This is a genomic window from Terriglobia bacterium (assembly GCA_020073085.1).
GTDB lineage: Bacteria > Acidobacteriota > Terriglobia > JAIQFV01 > JAIQFV01 > JAIQFV01.
This window is the reverse complement of record JAIQFV010000006.1, coordinates 149,039-171,086: the sequence shown is the minus strand read 5'-3', so window position 1 is coordinate 171,086 and position 22,048 is coordinate 149,039. Positions and strand designations below refer to the sequence as shown.

The 22,048-nt window shown below is 56.2% G+C and carries 15 protein-coding genes; 5 read left to right on the top strand and 10 right to left on the bottom strand.

Going from position 1 to position 22,048, the window contains the following annotated elements; genetic code table 11:
* Nucleotides 1–98 precede the first annotated feature (98 nt).
* The 6 genes from LAO21_08350 to LAO21_08325 form a co-directional block, all read right to left on the bottom strand.
* A complete protein-coding gene (locus LAO21_08350; protein MBZ5552715.1) occupies nucleotides 99–572 on the bottom strand; it encodes a toll/interleukin-1 receptor domain-containing protein in 474 nt (157 codons plus the stop codon).
* A gap of 9 nt (nucleotides 573–581) precedes the next feature.
* Nucleotides 582–3,395 (bottom strand): N-6 DNA methylase, encoded by a 2,814-nt coding sequence (locus tag LAO21_08345; GenBank protein ID MBZ5552714.1) that lies wholly within the window; start codon nucleotides 3,393–3,395, stop codon nucleotides 582–584.
* Between the two features lie 102 nt (nucleotides 3,396–3,497).
* Nucleotides 3,498–3,692 carry a hypothetical protein gene (locus LAO21_08340; protein MBZ5552713.1) on the bottom strand — a complete coding sequence of 65 codons (195 nt, stop codon included), beginning with the start codon at nucleotides 3,690–3,692 and terminating at the stop codon, nucleotides 3,498–3,500.
* 26 nt (nucleotides 3,693–3,718) lie between these two features.
* On the bottom strand, nucleotides 3,719–4,129 hold the full coding sequence (locus LAO21_08335) for a type II toxin-antitoxin system VapC family toxin (GenBank protein MBZ5552712.1): 411 nt from the start codon (nucleotides 4,127–4,129) through the stop codon (nucleotides 3,719–3,721).
* Nucleotides 4,107–4,412 carry an AbrB/MazE/SpoVT family DNA-binding domain-containing protein gene (locus LAO21_08330; GenBank protein MBZ5552711.1) on the bottom strand — a complete coding sequence of 102 codons (306 nt, stop codon included), beginning with the start codon at nucleotides 4,410–4,412 and terminating at the stop codon, nucleotides 4,107–4,109. The genes LAO21_08335 and LAO21_08330 overlap by 23 nt, the downstream gene beginning before the upstream one ends.
* A 171-nt stretch (nucleotides 4,413–4,583) precedes the next feature.
* Nucleotides 4,584–6,374, bottom strand: a complete 1,791-nt coding sequence (locus LAO21_08325; protein MBZ5552710.1) for a CocE/NonD family hydrolase — start codon at nucleotides 6,372–6,374, stop codon at nucleotides 4,584–4,586.
* Between the two features lie 1,638 nt (nucleotides 6,375–8,012).
* Here LAO21_08325 and LAO21_08320 point away from each other — a divergent pair.
* The 5 genes from LAO21_08320 to LAO21_08300 all read left to right on the top strand — a co-directional run bounded on the left by LAO21_08320 (nucleotide 8,013) and on the right by LAO21_08300 (nucleotide 17,434).
* The gene (locus tag LAO21_08320) at nucleotides 8,013–9,920 is read left to right on the top strand and encodes a hypothetical protein (protein MBZ5552709.1); all 1,908 of its coding nucleotides are present in this window, start codon (nucleotides 8,013–8,015) and stop codon (nucleotides 9,918–9,920) included.
* A gap of 428 nt (nucleotides 9,921–10,348) precedes the next feature.
* Complete coding sequence (locus LAO21_08315) at nucleotides 10,349–11,752, top strand: TolC family protein (protein ID MBZ5552708.1); 1,404 nt, start codon at nucleotides 10,349–10,351, stop codon at nucleotides 11,750–11,752.
* A 15-nt stretch (nucleotides 11,753–11,767) separates the two neighbouring features.
* The gene (locus LAO21_08310; GenBank protein MBZ5552707.1) at nucleotides 11,768–13,069 is read left to right on the top strand and encodes an efflux RND transporter periplasmic adaptor subunit; all 1,302 of its coding nucleotides are present in this window, start codon (nucleotides 11,768–11,770) and stop codon (nucleotides 13,067–13,069) included.
* 60 nt (nucleotides 13,070–13,129) lie between these two features.
* Nucleotides 13,130–16,327 carry an efflux RND transporter permease subunit gene (locus LAO21_08305; GenBank protein MBZ5552706.1) on the top strand — a complete coding sequence of 1,066 codons (3,198 nt, stop codon included), beginning with the start codon at nucleotides 13,130–13,132 and terminating at the stop codon, nucleotides 16,325–16,327.
* A gap of 81 nt (nucleotides 16,328–16,408) precedes the next feature.
* The gene (locus LAO21_08300; protein MBZ5552705.1) at nucleotides 16,409–17,434 is read left to right on the top strand and encodes a YncE family protein; all 1,026 of its coding nucleotides are present in this window, start codon (nucleotides 16,409–16,411) and stop codon (nucleotides 17,432–17,434) included.
* 322 nt (nucleotides 17,435–17,756) lie between these two features.
* Here the strand turns inward: LAO21_08300 and LAO21_08295 are convergent, their stop codons facing one another.
* From LAO21_08295 to LAO21_08280, 4 genes are all read right to left on the bottom strand, one after another.
* Nucleotides 17,757–18,527, bottom strand: a complete 771-nt coding sequence (locus LAO21_08295; protein ID MBZ5552704.1) for an ABC transporter permease — start codon at nucleotides 18,525–18,527, stop codon at nucleotides 17,757–17,759.
* Complete coding sequence (locus tag LAO21_08290; protein MBZ5552703.1) at nucleotides 18,524–19,504, bottom strand: ATP-binding cassette domain-containing protein; 981 nt, start codon at nucleotides 19,502–19,504, stop codon at nucleotides 18,524–18,526. Before LAO21_08290 ends, LAO21_08295 begins: the two co-directional genes overlap by 4 nt.
* Nucleotides 19,505–19,506: 2 nt before the next feature.
* A complete protein-coding gene (locus LAO21_08285; protein MBZ5552702.1) occupies nucleotides 19,507–20,643 on the bottom strand; it encodes a hypothetical protein in 1,137 nt (378 codons plus the stop codon).
* A gap of 169 nt (nucleotides 20,644–20,812) precedes the next feature.
* Nucleotides 20,813–21,682 carry a hypothetical protein gene (locus LAO21_08280; protein MBZ5552701.1) on the bottom strand — a complete coding sequence of 290 codons (870 nt, stop codon included), beginning with the start codon at nucleotides 21,680–21,682 and terminating at the stop codon, nucleotides 20,813–20,815.
* Nucleotides 21,683–22,048: the final 366 nt, after the last annotated feature.

Genomic DNA, 22,048 nt, shown 5'->3' with positions numbered 1-22,048 from the left:
AAGGCGAAACCGAATGTTCCTTCCAGTGCAGTTCCAGCATCCTCTTGAACAGTGCTACAAGTTGTCATACCGGGTCATGTCGTTAAAGTCAAAAGCCTTTAGCCCTTGCCTTTGAGGAGTAAAGCCCCGACGATGATCGCTCCAATCACCAAGAGAGCACCTTGCCCCTTCTCCTTGCTCTGTTTTGCTCTCTGTAAATAATCCAAAAGCGCGGACATTGCATGCTCAGGGCTGGCGAAGTCAAACGGTATGTACTCCTCTCCTTGCAACATCGCGAGGCTCGACTGGCCAATGCCTGGTTGGACGAGTGGAATCACGGGCTTATTCAGCGCTTTGGCCGATCCAATTTCCTGCTGGACATAAGGCGAGAATTGACTGTTTCCGGTAATCAACACGACCAATGAATCACAAACATGGATTGCAGCTTGGAGCTTGTCAGCGACCAGTCTGCCTGGCTGCGGGTCATGTTCGTAAAGGTACACCTCTATACCCACCTGCTGTGCATTGGCAGCAATCCATTTGACCCATTCCTTATCTGAAGAGCTGTGGCTCAGGAAAATTGTATACGCCATATCGTTCACCTAGCCTTCCTCGATCAGCCTTCTTTCTTCATATGTGATTTTGTAGAGCTCGTAGACTAATTCGTCAACTTCGCGATCAGTTACACCGATTTCCCGGTCAATACGAGCTAGTTCCGATGGTGCCAGCTTAGCGGAACACTTTTGGTTGTGCAGTTCTAGCATCTGGTCCACGAGCGCCACGAGCTTATCGTGGCGCGCCTTATCTGCAGGATCGTGAACATTTGGCAAGTGGATAGGCAAACCCCGGCTCTCCTTTAAAACAATCTTAGGAAAATCGTCGCGTTGCGCGATGTTAGATCGATGCAGAAAGTACCACGACATCAGTCGGCTGTTCACACACCCGAGAATAAAGTTCAGGGCTGGCCCGGCCTGGCCTTGCAAAATACTCTGCATCGATTTGTTGGTGACAAAATCCTCGGTGGTCTTCACTGCCTGAAGCCTAAACTGGCGACTTATAAGTTCCCGCAAGAGCAGTCGTGGTCCTTTGAAATACCGATCGGGTTTAGGTTCTGCCAGAGTGTCATCAAATCGAATGAATCTTCGAGGACCCATTACAATGGAATATCGGCGTACCGTCCCAGCAAAAGCGCGCACGCTACATTTTTGCTCGCGCGTGGGTGTGAGATTGAACGGGGTCACACCACGCTGGACATCCGAGATCTCTCCGAGAGGCTTACCTGTCCTCTGCATTTTTGTGATAATCCTGCTTGTGGCCTCGTCTGCGTAAGTTAGGAATTCGTCCCCTCCCAGTGCAAACCAGCTTGTCAGTTCAGCAAATTTCGTGTCCTCCTCAAACTCAGATAGCGACTTGATTTTATGTCGTTTTGAAAAGGTCTTCAGGAGGACCCCGCAGCGGCTTCGGCGTGGCCAAGTCGTTGGTTCAGCACGTTTGGAAAAGACAAAAATCGTTGTGTCAACCCACGCTGGGAAGACATCATAGGGAAGGTTGATCAACGTTTGTGGATCCGTTTGTACCGCAATGAATTGCCGGAGCTTCGAGAATTTTGAACCACTGTACCAACCAGTTGGCACAATCATCGATACGCGGCCTCTGGGCGCGCAAACTCCGACTGCCCGTTCTATGAACATGCTGTAAGTATCAAGTTCGCTTGTGGCTGTCTTGAATTTCTGGGACAGATACGGCTTTTCAGAATCGCCGAGCGAGGCGCCGTATGGTGGATTTCCAATCACGCAATTGAATCCCCCTGATTTCATTTCGTCGCCAAAACCTGCGACGACAGAATTCCAGTCGAATGCATTGATACGATCACGATCCGCCTCGCCGAACAGTGTGCCCTGGCTATAGATATCTGGACCGATGAGGGAATTCCCGCAAATGATGTTGTACTTGAGTTCGGGCAACAAGTGGTGCTTCGGCGGGAGCTGCGATTTCTCACCATCGAGAGCCTTGAGGTAAAGGCTCATCATAGTGATCTCAACAGCCTGAGGGTCGATGTCCACCCCGAAGAGGTTGTTCTTCAATATGCGCGCCTTGCGAATGACCGACAGCCGGGGCTCACCACTTTCATCCTTGATCAAGTCTGGGAACAGCGGATGAACGCGAGCTTCCTTCGGGTGTTCAATGAGGTAGCGCACATGGTAATCAATGAGATATTGAAATGCGCCGATGAGGAAGGAACCAGAGCCGCATGCCGGATCGAGGATGCGGATTTTCTCGATTTGTCTGGGCGTCTTTCCTTCAGCGACTTTGCCTACTGTGTTCTTGACGATGTAATCGACAATGTATTTGGGTGTGTAATAGACGCCGCCGGCCTTGCGAACCTCTGGCTTTTCCTCGACTCGGACGGTTTTGGCGGTGGGCCGGATAGTTTTCCCCAGGTAACGTTCATAGATGGAGCCGAGCAGTTCGACGCCGATGACATCGAAACGATAAGGGCTTTTTGGTGGGTAGAGGCGCTCAATGATTTTTGCAAGCCCCTCAGACTCGATCTTGATGGTTTCCGAAAGGTGTGGCTTGAAGATTTCGCCGTTGAAGTCGTCGTTGATCTTGTGGAAGAGATCGTTCAACCAGTCAAAGATATGAAACTTGCCACCGCGCGCCCGCCATTCTTCCACTGCGTCGCGGAGCTGGTTCTTCTCGATGATGCGCCGGTCTTCAGCAATGCGGACGAAGACGATACGGTCAAGCAAGCGCTGAACGATTTCGTTCAGTTGCTTGGCGGTAAGGTCGGGATTGTTTTTGAAAACATTCCGGGCTAGGTCTTCGCGCCAGCCGGTCATCTCATCGAGGAACGCCGCATCAACCGGGATCCGTAGACGCTGAGTACGCCGATCGCGAGGCAACATCGCGTCCAGTGAGCCCGCCGCAACACGCTCCCGAGAAAACTCCCAGAGCTTCTCTGCATTTCTGAGGTACTCGGTGTACTTGAGTGAAAGTAGGAGACCTTCATCCGGCATGCGCTCGTCGGGCCGAATGGAAGCGTCGTAGAAGCGGAATTCCTCAAAGTCCGTCAGGATCACAAAGGAAACCTGCTTGGTGTTCCAAGCGTAGCCCTTGGCCTGAAGAATGTGCTTTGGTGTGCTTAGAGTTTCGCAAGGGGCCTTGGCCTCGACGAAGAATCTGGTTTGGCCGGCGATTCGAAAGCTGTAATCAGGTCGGCCTTCAGTTTCTGCCTCGCCTCGCTCGACGATGACTTCCCGCTGGTGGTGAAGTGCGCCGGCTTCATTTTCAACATCCCAACCAAGCGCTTTGAAAAAAGGCGTGACGAAGTCCACGCGGGCCTGGGCTTCGAGGTATTTGCTGGAAAGATAGTACTCTCGGTCAGCTTGGAATTTGGTAATGAGTTTCTGCAATCGCCCTTTTAGGGCCTCGATTGAATTGGGCAATGACGGGCTCCAAGAAAAGCTTGAATGCTGGCGCAGTATAATTCGAAGCTTGCTCTTGATTCAAGCGGACTAATCAGGAAGGCAAAAGAAACCCGTTAGGGTCAGGCACGAACATTCGATAACCCCTATCTTGGGTTGCCCCGCCAACTCGCCCAGGTAGACGTCGATCAGCTTGACCACCCAGTCGGAGCCGGTCCCGCTGGTGGAGGCGACACGGTGGACCAGGAGGATGGCGGTCCCGGACCCGCATGTATTTTCTTTCAACCGTTCTCAACAGCGTAGGATTATCTTTAGGAGGAGGGCTTCAGCCAGGCGATTCGGATGCGCCCCCCCACCGACTTGAAATCAGGGTCGCCGGTCACCAGATCCGCTTTCCTTACTTTGGCCAGCGCCGCGGCGAAACAATCGCCCAACGACATTTTGTGGGCGAGCTTGAACTCAGCGGCCTCTTCCGCCTGGACGGCGTCGGCGGGAACAATCTCCAAGGCCAGTGTTTGGGCGAACTGCCGCGCGGCCGCTAACCCGATTTCTCCCTGCATGCGGGACACCCGATAAAGAACCTCCGCCCAGTTGACGGCCCCGATCAGGACTCGATCTCCTTGCTGCTCCGCCTTGTTCAGCAGCGCTTCCACCTGTTCGGCTGCCGGTTCATCAAAAAGGAAGGCCAGCACGGCAAAGCTATCGAGGACGATGTTTCGCAAGCCGCGCCTCCTCCCGGCGACGATCTTCGGTTCGATCCCCCAACAACTGCCCCGTGGCCGACTTCTCACCCGTCTTCGGTTTCAGAATCCCTCGCAGGGAACGGATGGCCTCCGGGGTGATCGGCTGCATGACAATCTTTCCATCCGGCTCCTCTATAAAGTTAATCCGGGTGCCTGGCTTGATGTTGTACTTGCGGCGCATCTTCGCCGGCACCACCAATTGGCCCTTGGATGTAATGTAAGCGGTGTGCACGATTTCCTCCACTTCCACAAATTCTACCATATCAAGAGAAGTAATGCACTCCACAAACCGGGGACAGGCGCCCGTTTCGGGAGATCAGCCCGTCAATAGAAATGCTGTGCGTGCCGATCTCGTTCAGAAATGCGGATCCGCCCTTCCTGATTCTCTCTACTATTCGGGCCTGCCGGACCTTTTTTCCACTATCGTCCCCTCTCAATGCGTCACGACCAACGGCAGTTCGATAAAACTCGCCTGGTCGGGGGCGTGGTAGATGCGCTCGACGGCCTTACGGTAATCCCCAGGCTTTGCCCAGAAAATGTTGGGAACGAAGGTCTGCGGATTGCGGTCGTAGAGGGGGAACCAGCTCGATTGGACCTGCACCATGATGCGGTGCCCGGGTAGGAAGACGTGGTTCGCCGTGGGCAGGGCAAAGCGGTACGGCAGCGGCTGGTCTGCTGCGATGGGCTTGGCCGTCTCCAGGCTTTCGCGATAGCGGCCGCGGAAGATGTCGGCGGAAACCATCAGTTGATATCCGCCCATTTCCGGCTGGGCCGCCACTTCGTCGGGGTAGACGTCGATCAACTTGACCACCCAGTCAGAGTCGGTCCCGCTGGTGGAGGCGACCAAGTGCACTTGCGGCTGTCCGCTGATCTTGACAGGCGATTTGAGGACATCGGAGACGAACGCTAGAACATCCGGGCGCCCCGCAGCCTCGCGCTGATCGGTCACCAGCCACTCGCGCCAGCTCTTGCCGCCATCGAAGTTGCCGGCAGGAATGGGGCGCGCGTGAAACGGAACGGGTTTGCTGGGGTCAGAGACATATTCGTCGAACGCCGCGTCCCCGATCTTAGGGGCGGCGAAGTGGAGTTTCAAGCCTGCGGAAAGATAGATCGGCGTCGCCTGGATCGTGCAGCCGGAAGTGCAGCCGGCGGGCCAAGCGGGCAGGCGACGCCATGTGTTCGTCCCGGTCTCAAACGCCATGACCGGTGAAACGTCGGCTTTGGGCGCGCCATCCTTCAAGTATTGGTCCAGGAAAGGGCGCAGGATCTCCCGGCGGAAGGTGAGCGCGGTATCGCTGTTAAATTTCAATGGACCGAGCGTGCTGCCATCACGAATTTCCTGGCCGTGGTGCCACGGGCCCAGCACCAGGAAAACCTTATCGTTGTCTGTGTCCTTGGGCTTGATGGCCTTGTAGACAGCGATGGCGCCGTAGATGTCCTCCTGATCCCACAGGCTGTCCACGAGCATCACCGGTACCTTCAGCGGCTCTGCCGCCAATAATTTGTCCACCGCTTGATCGCGCCAGAAGGCGTCATAGCTAGGGTGCGCGAGAATGTTCCTCCAGAAGCCGACCTGTTCGAGACCGCGGCGGCGGCCGAGCTCGCCTGCCGATCCCGCTTCCATGAACATATCATAATCATCAAAGTGGCTTGTCCACCACTGGGGCTCCGACTTGCGCGTCGCCTCCTGGTCCAGGATGTAGGCCATGCCCAGCTCACGGAAAGCGCCGTTGTGGAACCAGTCGTCGCCCATCCAGCCGTCCACCATGGGGTTCATCGGCACCGACACTTTCAGTGCGGGATGCGGATGGACCAGCGCCATCAGCGGCGTGAAACCGTCGTAAGAGATGCCCAGGATGCCCACTCGGCCGTTCGACTCCGGAACGTTTTTGACCAGCCAGTCGATGGTGTCGTAGGTATCGGTGGCATGATCCACCGGAGTCGGGTTGAGCGGCCCGTGCTGTGGGCGGTTCATCATGTAGTCCCCCTCCGAGCCATGCTTGCCGCGGACGTCCTGGACCACGCGGATGTAACCGCCCTCGACAATCACGTCGACGGTGTTGTCGTACCCCTCAAGGATCGGGCCGAGATGGGAACTCTCAGCGTGGTTCGTCAGCTTGGTGGCGTCGTAGGGCGTGCGCGTCAGCAGCATCGGCGCACCGCTCGCGCCCTTCGGGATGAGGATGACGGTGTGCAGCTTCACTCCGTCACGCATGGGGATCATGACGTCCCGCCGGATGTAGTCGAAGCTGTCGATTGCCCGCTTGAATTCGGGTGGCGTTTCGCTCGGCAAGGCTGGATACTTTCGCTTCTGATCCTCCGCTTGAGTTTGCGGCTTCTCTTGCTTCGTTTGATCAGAGCTCGGGGCTTGAGAGAAGGCTTTCCCCATTCCTAAAATAAAAGAGAGGGCCAGCAGAACGCCCATAATTCGTTCACGCTTCATGTGTTTTCCTCCACGAAATTCCTACGCGTTGATTTTCATGCTACCTGGAACCTTGCTCTGATGTGACACATTGAGACTGCCAGTTCCGTGCTCCGCCGACGCCACGCGGGCAATCTGATACGAACGTCACTGACAATGTTACAGAATCGCGCAAGATTCAACGTAGGGGCGCATGGCTATGCGCCCCTACCGCGGATTCATCGCGGGGACAGTCGCTCCAAATCCAATGCCTATCATGATAGTATCCAATGACAGAATTGTCCTAAGTCGAAAGCTGCCGGTTGGTGCCGAATGTTCCCACCTGAACCGATCAGGATGAACCGGATCATCTTCAGGCGCGCCCGATCGCCAGTGCCCTGGCAAGATGAGGAGATCAATGTCCTCCAAGAGGACTTCATGATTTAATCGTTTGTTATCCGACTAACAGCGCGAGGACTGTATCAAAAATTCGTCGTGCAATCAAAATTACCATTTTGGCCTTCCCAGATTCCGTCTACGAGAAAAAAATGACATGCAGGAAAGTTGTCCGTTGAATTAAGTTCAAAATCGGGGACTGTCCCTAGGGACAGTCCATTCCAAAATCGGAATCTCAATCCGGACAAATCGGGTATAATTTCCCCCACTCACCCTCATTGAAATCCATTTATCATTTCTGAGAAATTCTAATTGTCCCATTTTAAACAAATTAGATTAGGTCACGGTTTGGAACCTCAGATGCTGTTTCATTTCGCGACAAGGCGTCGAGGGTTGCCGCAGCCTCGCAAACGTTGCGACAGGAAACCATGGCTCGCAATTTCTTCCATGGCCTGATGAAGTTTCTTGGCGCGGCCCCAGCATTTTGAAGACTGGGCATAGAATTCTACTGGTGTGCCTTGTTGTTTTACTGACCCACTTGGGACGAGCGGGTTCGAGGCTCCGGATTCTTTGAAACCGGCATCGAAAGCAGAACAAACGCAACTCCTAGACTCCTCAGGTTATCACGCCTCGTCGCCGCTTTGAAATCATCCACGAACAGGACGTAGCTGGAAGTGTGTGTGGGCGGACCCGCGGCAGTGGATCGTGCAGTCGGGATTTTTTCATGTGGTTTCAGAGAATCCCGTTAACGCTGTTTTCGCACGAAGTATAGTGCCCATCGGGCTCGAGGAAAATACACCTTTAATCAAGACGCAGGAGGCGCCGAAGATTCTAAGGTCTTCCTTCTCACACCCAAGAAGAGGGGTGAAAATCTCTGTTCTTCAGAAGTAACCCACCCCTCTGTGATTCTTCCGTTTCATATACCAATGAAAAAGGGGGACCTTTATGAAAAGGCCTTGGCTCCACTTTTGTCTGATTCTTTTGGGTAGTCTATTGGTCTTGACGCCGTCATTTGCTCAAAGCCATTACACTCTTGTCGGGTGGAACAATTTGGGGATGCATTGCATGGACAGTGACTACTCCGTGCTCTCGCTCCTTCCACCTTTCAATACCATTCAGGCGCAACTCATCGATCCCAATGGGCATCTCGTGAAGAGCCCGACTGGGATCACAGTCACTTACCAAGCCGTCGCCGATCCTACCAACTCCATCAACAAGAGTTCCATCACCAAAACCAATTTCTGGCAATTCGTGCAGGCGCTCTTTGGCGGTTCCCCAGCTCCTGACGTGGGCTTGTCCGGAAATGCCATGCCCGGAACGGCCAACACGCCTCAGCCCATGAAGTTTGATACGGCCATGAACTGGTTCATAGCGGATGGTATTCCCTTAACACCCATTGACGACGCCGGGAAGAAAAACACCTATCCCATGATGCGCCTGACGGCAAGGAATTCGTCGGGAACGGTCCTGGCGACTACGGACATTGTGCTCCCGGTGTCGGATGAAATGGACTGCAAAACCTGCCATCTTTCGGGTTCCAACCCGGCCGCCATGCCCAAGGATGGCTGGGTCTTCAATCCGGATCCCGTTAAGGATGTGAAGCTGAATATCCTGCGGCGAAAGGATGGACGACATTTGGATCCTGCCGATCCTTTCAACGCCAAGTACAAGGCCCTCCTTCAAACCGCCGGCTACAGCCCGGACGGTCTTTATGCCACGGCCGCTCCACCTCCTGCCGGAATGGGTAGACCCATCCTCTGTGTTAATTGCCATACCTCGAACGCGCTCCCCGGATTTGGAGACCCTTCCATTCATCCTTTGACTCAAGACATGCACACACTCCATTCGAAGGTTGTGGATCCCACCAATGGCATGGTCCTTGGCGACATCGTCAATCGCTCTGCCTGCTACCGGTGCCATCCCGGAGCGGTCACCAAGTGTCTGCGGGGCGTCATGGGGAATGCCGTGGCGGCTGACGGCAGCATGGAAATCCAATGCCAGAACTGCCATGGGGCCATGGCTGTCGTCGGGACGGTAGGACGAAAGGGCTGGCTCGAGGAACCGGGTTGTCAGAGTTGTCACACCGGCACTGCAATCAGCAACAACGGTCAAATCCGCTTCACCACGGTATTTGAACCGACCGGCCAACCCCGCCAGGCGATCAACCCCCTCTTTGCAACCAATCAGAATACGCCGGATGCGGGTCTTTCAATGTACCGCTTCTCGTCAGGTCACGGGGGGGTTCAGTGTTCCGCATGTCATGGATCCACCCATGCGGAATTCCCGAGTTCGCACCCCAATGACAACATCGCGAACATTAGACTTCAAGGTCACAAGGGGGTGTTGGCGGAATGCTCTGCCTGCCACGTCTCCGGAACCCGTTCCTCAGGTGGAAACCGAACTGAAGGTGGACGAACGTCCAGTTCCGGTTCATCATCGGCCACGATAAACAGCGCCACGGGCGGGCCTCATGGGATGCACACCGTGGGACAACAATGGGTCTCCGCTCACCCTGACGCGGCGGAGAACAGTGGCAGAGCCCGGTGCCAGGCCTGTCATGGCATCGATTACCGGGGAACCGTACTCTCTCGCTCTCAAGCCGATCGGACTATCAGCACGAAATTCGGCACTAAGGTGTTCTGGAAAGGGTTCCAAATCGGCTGCTACGCATGTCACAATGGCCCCTCCAGCGAGGATGCGAGCCGCAATCGGCCTGCGGTCGTCAGTAATACCTCTGCCACGACGACGTCTGGAAATTCAGTGGCGATCACGCTGACGGCCACCGATCCGAATGGAAACCCGCTGACCTTACGGATCGTGTCACAGCCGAGCAATGGCACCGTTGCTTTGAACGGGAAAATTGCCACCTTCTTCCCGGATCCGGGATTTGTAGGGGCCGATTCCTTCACCTTCTCTGCATGGGATGGATTCGTCGACTCGAATCTTGGAGTCGTTTCCCTCACCGTGCACTGAAGTGACACGCGGGAGGTCTGAGCGTTGTCCCCCCAGCGCCTACCTCCCGCCATTTTTTGGGCTGCCTCCCTTCTGACTCCGGACCATCGATTTCACATCCTCTTCCAAAATCATCACTGTTCGAGAAACCTTGAAGACTCCCCGGGACGAATTCAAGGATTGTATTAAAGCGGAAGAGACCACCCCTTTGGAACCCGGGAATAGAGAATACAAGTTCTATGCGGCCGGTATTGGCCTAGTCAGGGATGGATCTCTCTGGCTCACTCGATATGGTTTTCAAAATCCAAAGAACGAACTGGGATTCCCTCACTCAGAGGGATGCCGGCCTTAACCTGGCCATTCGCTGATTTTTTGTTTCCATGAATCGATCTTCACCGTTAGAATCGGCATTGCTTCAGCTATGAATCAACGATTTTCGGAGGCGAGAGATGACTCGAAATCATTTCCGTTCCAAGGTGTGCTCATTCCTTTTGCTCGTTTCGCCGATGGCCAGGACTATTTTATTTACGCTCCTGGCTTTCCATTTTCTTGCACCGATGGTGGCAGCGGAGGGGAGAGTGAAGGACGAGCCCAAAAAGGTTGCAAGCGGCCCGGCGCCCGATCAAACGGCGGCTCCTCTGACGATTACCTTGCAGGATGCCCTCGACCATGCCCGGGCGAACAGCCCTCAATTTCAAGCGGCGATTAATGAATATCAATCGGCACGCGAGGATCATGTCCAGGCCCGGGCGGGACTTCTGCCCACAGCCCTCTATACCAACCAGTACCTATACACTCAAGGGAACGGGACTCCCACCGGCCGGTTCATCGCCAACAATGCGGTTCATGAATACGTCAGCCAGGTCGATGTGCATCAGGCATTTGGACTCTCTCAGTTCGCCGAATACCGGCGTTCCCAGGCCGCGGAGGCCGTGGCACAAGCCAAATCCGAGATTGCAGCGCGGGGGCTGACGGTGACGGTGGTGCAGAATTATTACGCCGTGCTTGTGGCGCAACGCCGGTATGCGACGGTCCAGCAGGCGGCCGAAGAAGCCCGACGTTTCTTGAAGATCACCCAGGACCTCGAGAAGGGCGGAGAGGTGGCTCATTCCGATGTGATCAAGGCTCAACTCCAGTTTAACGATCGCCAGCGAGACCTTTCCGAAGCTCGATTGTCGATGGAAAAGAGTCGCTTGTCGCTCGGCATTCTGCTGTTTCCTGATTTCAACCAGAATTTCATGGTAGTGGACGATCTTGAGCACAGCCCGGCTTTGCCGTCCTTCACCGAAGTCCAGCAGCTGGCTCAGCAAGATAATCCAGACCTTCGCGCCGCACTCGCAGCGCTCCAGGTGGCAAGCCAGGAGATGCGAGTCGCCCGGGCCGGCTACCTTCCTTCGCTCAGTTTGGATTATTTTTACGGGATTGACGCCACACGGTTCGCCACCAAGACGGAGGGCGTCCCCAATGTAGGATCCTCAGCCATCGGAACGGTGAATATTCCTCTTTGGAACTGGGGCGCCACCAGGAGCAAGGTGCACCAAGCGGACTTGCGGCGCCAACAAGCTCGCGTAGAATTGACATTTGCCCAGCGCCAGCTCCTGAGTAATCTGCGGTCTTTTTTCAACGAGGCGGCAGCGTCGCATGAGCAGCTGGAAACGTTGCGCAGTTCCGCGGAGCTTGCCGCCGACAGCCTGCGCCTGACAACCCTGCGCTACCAGGCCGGGGAAGCCTCGGTCCTCGAGGTGGTCGATGCGCAGAACACCTTGACGCAGAACCGTAACGCCTATGATGACGGGGAGATGCGTTTTCGTGTCGCCCTGGCCACTTTGCAGACACTGACCGGGAGTTTTTGAAGAATGCCCCTTGAGATGGGAAGACCCTTGAACCGAAGACTCCATGCGGGGAATACCGAGACCTATCGACCCGGCTTTAAACGGAACCTTGTCCTGGGGGGGCTTCTCATCTGGCTCGGGCTCGCGTGGGGTTGCTCCAAAGAGCCCGCCGAAAAGGAACCTGTTGTTTCTGTCCAGACGGCGGTGGCGCGTGAGGCCACGATTAAGAGGATTGTCACGGCAGACGCCATTCTCTTTCCCTTACATCAGGCCGCGTTGACTCCGAAGATCAGCGCCCCCGTCCGAGAGTTCCACGTTCAACGGGGCAGCCCCGTGCATCGCGGTCAACTGCTCGCGGTCCTCGAAAACAGCGACCTCGCGGCAGCCGAGATTGAGACCAAGGGCATCTACGAGCAAGCCCAGGCGAGTTACGAGAGCACGACGGCCGCAAGCCTTCCCGAAGAAATGCAAAAAGCGGAGCTCGATGTCCAGCAGGCCAAGGAGGCGCTTGATGCGACCCAAAAGGTCTATGAGAGCCGGCAAAATCTTTATCGTCAGGGCGCGCTTCCCCGTAAAGAACTGGATCAGGCCTCCGTGTCCTTCACGCAGGCACGGGCTCAATATGAAATCTCCTTGAAACACTTCAATGCGCTGAAGGCGGTCGGCAGGCAGCAGGAGATCAAAGCAGCCAAGGGGCAATTGACCTCTGCTGAGGGAAAGCACCAGGGGTCGAAGGCCCAACTGGGATACTCCGAGATCCGCAGTCCCATTGATGGAGTCGTCACCGATCGGCCGTTTTACCCGGGAGAAATGGCGAACGCCGGAACTCCGCTGATCACGGTCATGGACATCTCTCAAATTATTGCCCGTGCCCACATTCCACAGCAGGAGGCTGCCGTATTAAAGGTGGGAAACCCGGCCACAATATCGAGACCTGGAATTTCTGAAGATCTTGCGGGGACGGTAACGGTGGTCAGTCCGGCGGTCGATCCCAACAGCACGACCGTGGAGATCTGGATCCAAGTGCCGAACACGGGACACCGGCTTAAACCGGGTGAGACGGTGCAAGTTTCAATGGTTGCTCAGGAGATTCCGAAGGCGGTCGTTGTTCCGGCGAGTTCCATTCTGACCACTGAGGACGGCACCACCTCCGTCATGGTGGCCCGCAACGATGACCGCGCCCATGTGCAAAAGGTGACGGTGGGCATCCGTCAAGGCGGCGAGGTGCAGATTACGCAAGGACTCAAACCCGGCGAACGGGTCATCACCACCGGCGGCTTTGGACTACCCGATAACACCAGGATCAAGCTGACGGATTCCTCCGCCAGTCAACCCTAAGGAGAGGCTGGAAACGGAAGTCCGGTCACCGCGAAATCACCACAAACTGAACCTTCTTTCATGAGCTCCCGATTCCCCGATCGCGCAAACAAAAACGACTCGAGCCAACCGCCGCCCTTTTGGTTCGTGCAACACTCCAAGCCAATCCTCTTCCTGATTGTCACCCTGGCCCTGGTGGGTGGTTATCTCATGTTTACCATCCCTATTTCCGTCTTTCCTGAAACCAATTTTCCCCGCATTGTCATTGGTGTCGACACCGGGGTCACGCCGATTGACCAGATGCTGGTGTCAGTGACGCGCCCGCTGGAAGAGGCGGTGAACAGTGTTCCGGGACTGCAAAAAGTGTGGTCCATCACCAGCCGGGGAACGGCAGAGATCGATTTGTTCTTCAGTTGGCAGGTCGACATGCTCCAGACGCTCCAGTTGGTGGACGCCGCCCTGTCGCGCGCCCAGCCCCTGCTCCCCGCGGGAGCGAAGATTGAAACACATCGATTAACATTCGCCAGCTTCCCGATCATGGGGTACAGCCTGACTTCCGAACGCGTGCCGCAGACCGCGCTCTGGGAGCTGGCGACATACGAGCTGAAGCCGCGTCTCAACCGCCTGGAGGGGGTCGCCACCGTCATCGTCCAGGGCGGCCGGGAACCGGAATTTGAAATTACACCCGATCCTGCCAAGTTGCTTGCAGCCAATGTGACCGTCTCCGACCTTCTGGATGCTGTGCGTCGCACCAACATGATCGAATCGCCGGGTCTGCTTGAACAGAATCACCAGCTCTACCTTAGCCTCGTCAATGGGCAGGTGCGCAGCCCGGACCAGATTGCTGCGATTGTTGTCAAGACGACGCCTGCCGGACTTCCGGTCCACATTGGCGATGTGGCCGGCGTTTCGCCATCCGTCAAACCGGTTTACACCGTGGTCACTGCAAATGGAAAGCCGGCGGTGCTGCTGAACATTAACCGTCAGCCCGACAGCAATACAGTCCGTGTCGCGGAGAGTGTCCACGCGGAGATCGCCCAGATTCTCCGCACACTGCCCCCCGGAGTTGAATTGCAGCCTTTCTATGATCAATCCATTATTGTGACTGAATCGATCAAGAGCGTCCGCGATGCCATTCTCATCGGGCTGATCCTCGTTTCCGGGATCATGGTCCTCTTTCTGCGGGACTGGGGGACCTCGGTGGTCGCCGGACTGGTGATCCCTGTGACCGTTCTGGTGACTTTCATTGTGCTCAAGATGCTTGGCGAAAACTTCGACCTGATGACTTTGGGAGGACTGGCGGCAGCCGTGGGACTGGTGATTGACGATGCCATCGTGGTGGTGGAAAACATCGTGATGCATCGCGATTCGGGCCAATCGCGTCTTGAGGCGATTCAAAGCGCTCTCAAGGAAATCACGCCTCCGTTGGTGGGATCCACGATCACGCCGGTCGTTGTCTTCCTGCCCCTGATCTCGATTGCCGGGGTGACCGGAATCTTTTTTCGGGCGCTCGCGGTGACCGTGGCGGCCTCCTTGTTCACTTCGCTGGCCCTGGCCCTGACCTGGACCCCCAACCTGAGTCAATATTTCATTCGCGAATCCCGGGGATTGACACCGCCCGTGCCGGGGTCGCCGGGAACGATTCCCGAAAACGGGGGAAACCCCGTTTTGGACGGGCAAACACTGGCCGCCCACCCGGAGGCCCCGGTCGGCCGGTACTTCGGTCGGGTCGTCCGCTTTTACGAACGTTACCTGCATTTTGCTCTCAACCATCCCTGGGGAATGGCTGTCGGCAGCGTCGTTCTGATCGGCGCCACTTTTCTGTGTTACCGGTCGTTGGGAACAGACTTGCTGCCCGCGATGGACGAGGGAGATTTTGTGCTGGACTACATCATGCCTGCCGGAAGCTCCCTGGCGGAGACCAATCGCGTGGTGGGCCACCTCGAGCGCATGGCCCGCTCCCTTCCAGAAGTCGAGAACACGTCCCGCCGAACCGGGCTGCAACTGGGACTGGCGGCGGTGACGGAGGCCAACACCGGAGATATTTCGGTGAAACTGAAGCAGCGCCGCGGCCGGAGTATCGATGAGGTCATCGCGGAGATTCGATCAAAAATCGCGGAGCAGGAACCCGGGATCGATGTGGAGTTCATCCAGTTGTTACAGGACATGATTGGCGATTTAACCGGCGCCCCGGAACCCATTCAAATCAAGTTATTCTCCCCGGATCCGGAATTGCTGCGGCAATGGGCGCCGAAAGTCGCCGAGGCCATCGGGAAGATTCCCGGCGTGGTCGATATCCTGAATGGAATTGACAACACGGTCAGCGGTCCTGCGGTGGCATTTCAGGTAGATCCCATGCGGGCCGCCCGATCCGGCTTCACCCCGGAAGAGGTGGCCACGGATGCGGCTGCCATTCTCGAAGGTGCGCCGGCCTCGACCCCTGTCGTCGCCAATGACCGCTCCTATACGATTCGCATTCGTTTTCCGGCCCGCAACCGCAGCTCGCTTGAGGCGATGAGCGCAACCCTGCTGAACAGTTCCAACGGACGAACCGCGACCCTCGGTTCCCTGGCCTCGGTCACGGATCTTCCCGGCCAGACGGAGATTCGCCGGGAGAATCTCCAACGGGATGTGGCGGTGACCGCGCGTTTGGAAGGGAGAGATCTAGGAAGTTCGATCGCCAAGGTTCAGGAGGCCGTGGCCGGTCTTCACCTGCCGGCCGGGATTCGGGTGGAGTATGGCGGGACCTATCAGGAGCAGCAGCGCTCGTTCCGCGATCTTGTGCTGGTTCTGGTGCTCGCGATCGTTCTAGTCTTCACCGTTTTGCTCTTTGAATTTCGCAGCTTTGCCGCCCCGTTGTCCATCCTGCCCTCCGCCCTGCTTTCCACCTCCGGAGTTCTCCTGGCATTGCTCATCACCCGGACGACCTTCAACATCTCCTCTTTCATGGGGCTCATCATGGTCGTCGGAATCGTGGCGAAGAATGGAATCCTGCTCCTGGACGCCGACCAGCGATACCGGAAACTGGGATTTTCCCCCGAAGAGGCCATGTTTCAATCCGCCCGGCGGCGTCTGCGCCCTATCGTGATGACCGCCATGGCGACGGTGGCGGGGATGCTCCCGCTCGCCCTGGCGTGGGGGTCCGGGTCCCAGATGCTTCAACCGCTGGCCATTGCAGTAATTGGGGGGGTCTTGATCTCGATGCTGTTGTCATTGCTGATCACTCCCGCCGTGCATTTCTATTTAACTCGAGGGGGTGATATCCAAAACCGATCCTAGGGGCTTCAATCAGGGACATGATCTAGACTGACAAGTCGTTCAAATCCGAGGGAGGATATTATGAAAATTCGATGCATCAGAATGGTTCTCGTTTGTTTCATCTTGGGGTTGTTGATCAGCATTCCTGCGATCGCTTCTCCAAAAGAGGAATACCAGGTTCTTAAGAAAATTACGCTGGGTGGAGAGGGAGGCTGGGATTATCTGACGGTGGACAGCGCCGCCCACCGGGTCTATATCTCACGTTCCACCCGGGTCATGGTTGTTGACCTGGATACCAATACCGCGGTGGGAGAGATTCCTAACACGCCCGGCGTGCACGGCATAGCCCTCATTCCAGAACTGGGTCGGGGGTTCACCAGCAACGGGCGGGACGGGACGGCAACTTTCTTCGATTTGAAGAGCCTCAAACCTTTGGGTTCCGTCAAGACCGGAGACAATCCGGATGCGATCATCTACGACCCGGCGTCCAAGCGGGTGTTCACTTTTAATGGGAGGAGCAAAGACACGACGGCGATCGATGCTGCTGCAGGGACCGTGGCGGGCAGCATCCCCCTGGGGGGAAAACCGGAGTTTGCGGCGGCTGATGGGAAGGGCCAGATTTTCGTAAATTTGGAAGACAAGAGTGAAGTTGCCGTGCTTGACTCCCAGAAACTCACCTTGAAGACCCGCTGGGCTTTGGCGCCTTGCGAAGAGCCCTCCGGCATGGCCCTCGATAAACAACATCGGAGGCTCTTCATTGGATGCCGGAACAAGATGATGGCGGTCATGGATGCCGACAACGGAAAAGTGATTTCCACCCTGCCCATCGGATCCGGAGTTGATGCTAACGCCTTTGACCCGGATACCCAACTCGCCTTCAGCTCAAATGGCGACGGCACCCTGACTGTCGTGCATGAAGACACGCCGGATAAGTTCACCGTGGTCCAAAATGTCGAGACGGCGCGCGGTGCCCGCACCATGGCCCTCGATCCCAAGACGCATAACATTTATCTTGTCACGGCCCAGTTCGGACCCCCTCCTGCGGCTACACCGGAACAGCCACGACCGCGACCGAGTATCGTTTCTGGATCGTTTGAACTCCTGGTGGTAGGGGGCCGGAAGCCGTAAGGCAGGTTTCGGGTCTGTGGCGTTAGACAAGGAGAGCCGGAGGACAGAAGGGCAGGTGTGAGGGATCAGGTGTTAGGTGAAAGAAGCCTGATGGCAGAAGTCGGAAGTCAGAGATCGGGGGTCAGAAGTCGGAACGCCGAAGGCAGAGGCCTGAAGCCAGAGGCCGGAAGGAACATTAGGGTTTCAACTTTGAACTTGGAACCTTGAACTTTGAACTGGGTTTTTTGAACCTGAAACTTTGATCTCGGTTCTACGACTTTGAACTTGGAACTTTGAACTGTGTTTCCAAACTCTGGACTTTGGACTTTGGACTTGGAACTATTTAATCGATCACCCGACGGTAAAAGCCCACGAGTCCCAGCCAGGTGAAGACGATCATGCTCACGGTCAGACCCGTGAGAATCCAGAATAGCGGCATATGGGGGATGCCGGGGGTGATGGCGGCGCGCAGTCCTTCCGCCATATAGACAAGCGGGTTGATAAGGACCAGTTTTTGCATCCAGGGGATGCGGTAGAGCGCGATCCAGGGGTAGTACGTGCAGCCGAAGAAAATAATGGGGGCAACGATCAGGGAAAACATCAGGCCGATTTTCTCGGGCTTGATGTAGCTGCCGATCGTCAATCCCAGGGCGGAAGAGACCAATCCGATCAGGACGGCGAGAGCCACCGTCAACTCCCATTGGTGCAGGTTCAGGCTGACGCCGCCATGCAACATGACCTTGGCCAGCGGCAGCACCAGCAATCCCGAAAAGATGGAATGAATCGTCCCCATGACCATCTTTTCAAGGGCGATGAAATGGACGCCAATGGGGGACAGAACCCGGTCCTCAATCTCCTTGGTATAGCCCAGGTCCAGGACCAGCGGCAGGGTGACCGCTTGCATGCCGGCGAACAACATGGTCAATGCCGTCACGCCGGGAACCAGGATCTCTTTGAAGCCCCCGGTGACCAGGCTCATCCGCGACATCACATTCCCGAAGATGAACAGCAGAAACATCGGCTGCACCAGGGTCCGCACCATAAAGGACACGATATCGCGCCCCGCCACCAGCGTGTCCCGGCGCATGAGCGCCAGAAAGGTCTTCACATTCATTCGCGCAGTCCTTTCCCCGTCAGAAAAATGAACACGTTTTCCAGGGTCGGATGAGACACCCGGACATCGAGCAATTCACACTGGTGGTCCTCAACAATGGACACCAGGCGGGTGAGCAGTTTCGACCCTGGCGTCACGTAAAGCCGGACCATCCCATCGAGCGGCTCCACCCGCTGCACCTCCGGGATGGCATCGAGGGTTGCCAGCAAGGGGTCGGTGTTTGAAGCCAGATGCATCTCTATGACTTCGCCGCCGGGAATCATTTTCTTCAGATTCCCGGGGGTGTCGAGCGCTATGATCTTGCCATGATCAATCACGGCAACCCGCTGACAGAGTTCGTCGGCTTCTTCCATGTGGTGCGTGGTGAGAATCACGGTCAGGCCCCTGCGGTTCAGATCCTTGATTTTCTCCCAGATCAAAAGCCGGGACTGGGGGTCCAACCCCACTGTTGCTTCGTCCAAAAAAAGGATCTTGGGGTCATGCATGAGCGCGCGTGCGATCATGACACGTTGCGTCATGCCTCCGGACAATCGATCGACGCGATCATAGGCGCGGTCCTTCAGCTGCAGCCATTCCAGCAACTCGTCGGCGCGCTCTTCGCGTCTCTTTTTGGCCATGCCAAAATAGGCGGCGTGAAAGGTGAGATTCTCGCGGACCTTCAGACTCCGATCCAGATTCATTTTTTGGGGAACCACGGCGATAATCTGTTTCGCCCGAATGGGCTCGCGGGCCACGTCAATCCCTGCAATGTAGCCCGTCCCTTCGGTGGGAGTAATGCGGGTGGTCAGAATGCCGATAGTGGTGGTCTTGCCCGCCCCGTTCGGTCCAAGCAGTCCGAATACTTCCCCCTCGTTGACGGTGAAATTAATGCCATCCACCGCGGTGACCGTTTTCGACCCCCCCGATTTTCTTGCCGAGCGTCCGGGGTTGATCGAAAAGACCTTTTTCAGATTTCTGACTTCAAGAATTGCCGGCATCGTTAACGCCCCAACTCACTCAATGCTTTCTTGGCGGCCTGTTGGAATGGACCCGGCATCTTGGCAGCCCGGGACAGATAGTTTTCTGCTTCGCTATTCCTTCGCAGCTTGGCGAGCGCAAAGCCGAGTCTGTAAAGGAGGGTGGGATCATCACCCAGCAGCTTATAGGCGAGCTCCAAATCCGGCAGGGCCTTCGCGTATTGCCCCGATTTCAAATCAAGGTACCCCCGCAAGCCATGAGCGGACCCTCGGAGGTAGTTCTTGCGCTTGGTCCAGTCCGCTTCGTTCTGACCCTCGGGGACCGGCTTCGATTCCAGGGCATCCGCCAGCTCAATGGCTCTTCGGATCAATTCCGCCGTCTCTTTGGTCTTAGTCTTGTCCTCGATCTGCAAATCCGCGAGGAGGACCCGCATATCCAGATCATCCGGATTGGCCTGGAGGCATTTTTGCGCATTCTCCACGCTCTTTGCGATGTCTCGCTTTTGGAGGAACGTCACGGCGAGGATCGAGTAAGCGCCGCAAATCTGGGGCGAGTCCGGAAATTCCTGAACGAACTTCTCCAGGTCGGCGATTTTTTTGTCATTGTTCGCTTCCTGGTATGCGGCCTGTAAGATCGCATATTCCTTTTGTTGTCGCGCGGCACCGTACAGCGCCTTGGCGTCCGCCTGGATGCGAACTCGGTCCTGATCACTGAGGGCCCGCCCCACACTTGCCGTATCCGGATTTTGCGCCAGGGTCTGATAACGCTTGGCGTATTCCCATGCTTTGTCAAGCAGGCTGGGCTGCTCCAGCATGGCATTGATGGCACGAGGCAGCACCTCAATGTCGTTGGGCTTAACCGCCAGGACTTTTTCGGAGTACTCGATCAGCTTGTCGCTGTTTTTCAATTGTTGATAGGCAAAAACGTAGATCTCGTTGACATCGGGCGCCTGCACCATCGCGGGAAAATCCTTGACGAACTGATCCAGCAACTGAACCCGCTTGGCGGCATCCGGCTCGTTTTCCACCGCGCGCAAGGCCTTGTCTTCAGGAGATCCGGCCACGATCATGACGACCGGCGGCTGAGATTGTGAAAATGCTGCCGTCGTGAAAAGCAGGATCAAACCCACGTGAACAATGCCAAACCGATATCGTCTCATTGCGCCCCCTTCATGCTTTCGGGATTGAAGCTGATCAGAAGTCCTCGATCCTGACCCGTGGCAGTGAAAATCATGACGCCGGGAGAGGCAGAAATCAAGCCCGGCCTTCATTCGGTTTCCGGGACCTGGCCCCTCGATTCCCCAGGCCGGCGACGCTTCCTTTTCAACACTAGGGTGCCAGGTCGTACGAGGACGAGGAGAGCGTCGCCTCGACGACCTCGCGGTACTCCCGGCCCTGAAAATAGTCGTTCAAACGTTCCTGGATGGGACAGACCATCTCCTCAGCGTCCCAATCCATCCGCATCTGTTGTCGGACGTCCACCAGCCTCCCATCCGCAATTGCCTGCGACACCACCCCGATCGGGTATCGGGCCAGATCACGAAACATGGCCAGCAGTTCTCCCTGACGTTTGGGATCAATGAAATAGTAATCATCGCGGTAAAAGACGGCGTTGTGAAAGTATTGGGGATGATTGACCAATCCGTCCCGCCGAAGCCCGGCGCCCAGATGGACCAGGAACTCGTGGCATTTTCGACCCAGCCCCAGACCGGGATGTTCCTGCCCGGGGAGCTGGGGACGCTCCTTCGTAAAAGCAGCCCTCGGATTCTGCATCATGACCCAGTTAATCGCGAGCATCTCAAATAAACCGGTCAGAGAAGGAGATCCTGCCAGGACGGGAACCTCCAGCCGCATCAACGCGAGCCGAAGTTCGATCATTTTCATCGGCTCGGATTCAGAATCGTCAAGGACGATGAGACGGTGCTCATCCGGCTCAACGCGCGCGAGTTCAATCCGTGGGGCCAGCACGCCCTTTTTCTTCATGGCCGAAAGAAAGCTCGTGGACTCAATTTGGGTAAACACTTCGTCGGAGGTGAAATGGTCCAGGAAGAGGCTGGGACCGATGGCCTGCGGCAACTGGCTTAACATCTCCGACTCCGAGAGGGTAAATGGATCCGGGCGAGCGGACCGATGTGATTTCTTGGGTTTTCTGCCGGACGCCCCTGAGTCGGAAGGAGAGGAGGCGAGTGGATCTTTCATGCTGTCCCTGATCACACGGAAATGGACACCGTTGGATTTGCCAGGCTCGGTCGAGATTGCGGAACCGCGACTTATGGTTTCACAGCCTATCGATGATTGCAAGCCCTAGAATCAGACCCTTCCCTCCCCATCTTCCACGCAGGGTTCCTGCGCTCTCGACACTGCGCTCTCGAACAATTTGAAAAATTATTTTGGAGGTGATATGCTGGCGCCGGGTTCTGAGTTAATCAACAGTGAATGCAGTGCGCCGCTCGACTCGAGACTCCGACCACACTGTAGAAAGGTAGATGACCACGCACCATGACATTTTTCCTAGTCGTTGCCGGCTTGGTCTCAACAGGGGCCGTGGTGGCCGCTGTGCGATCC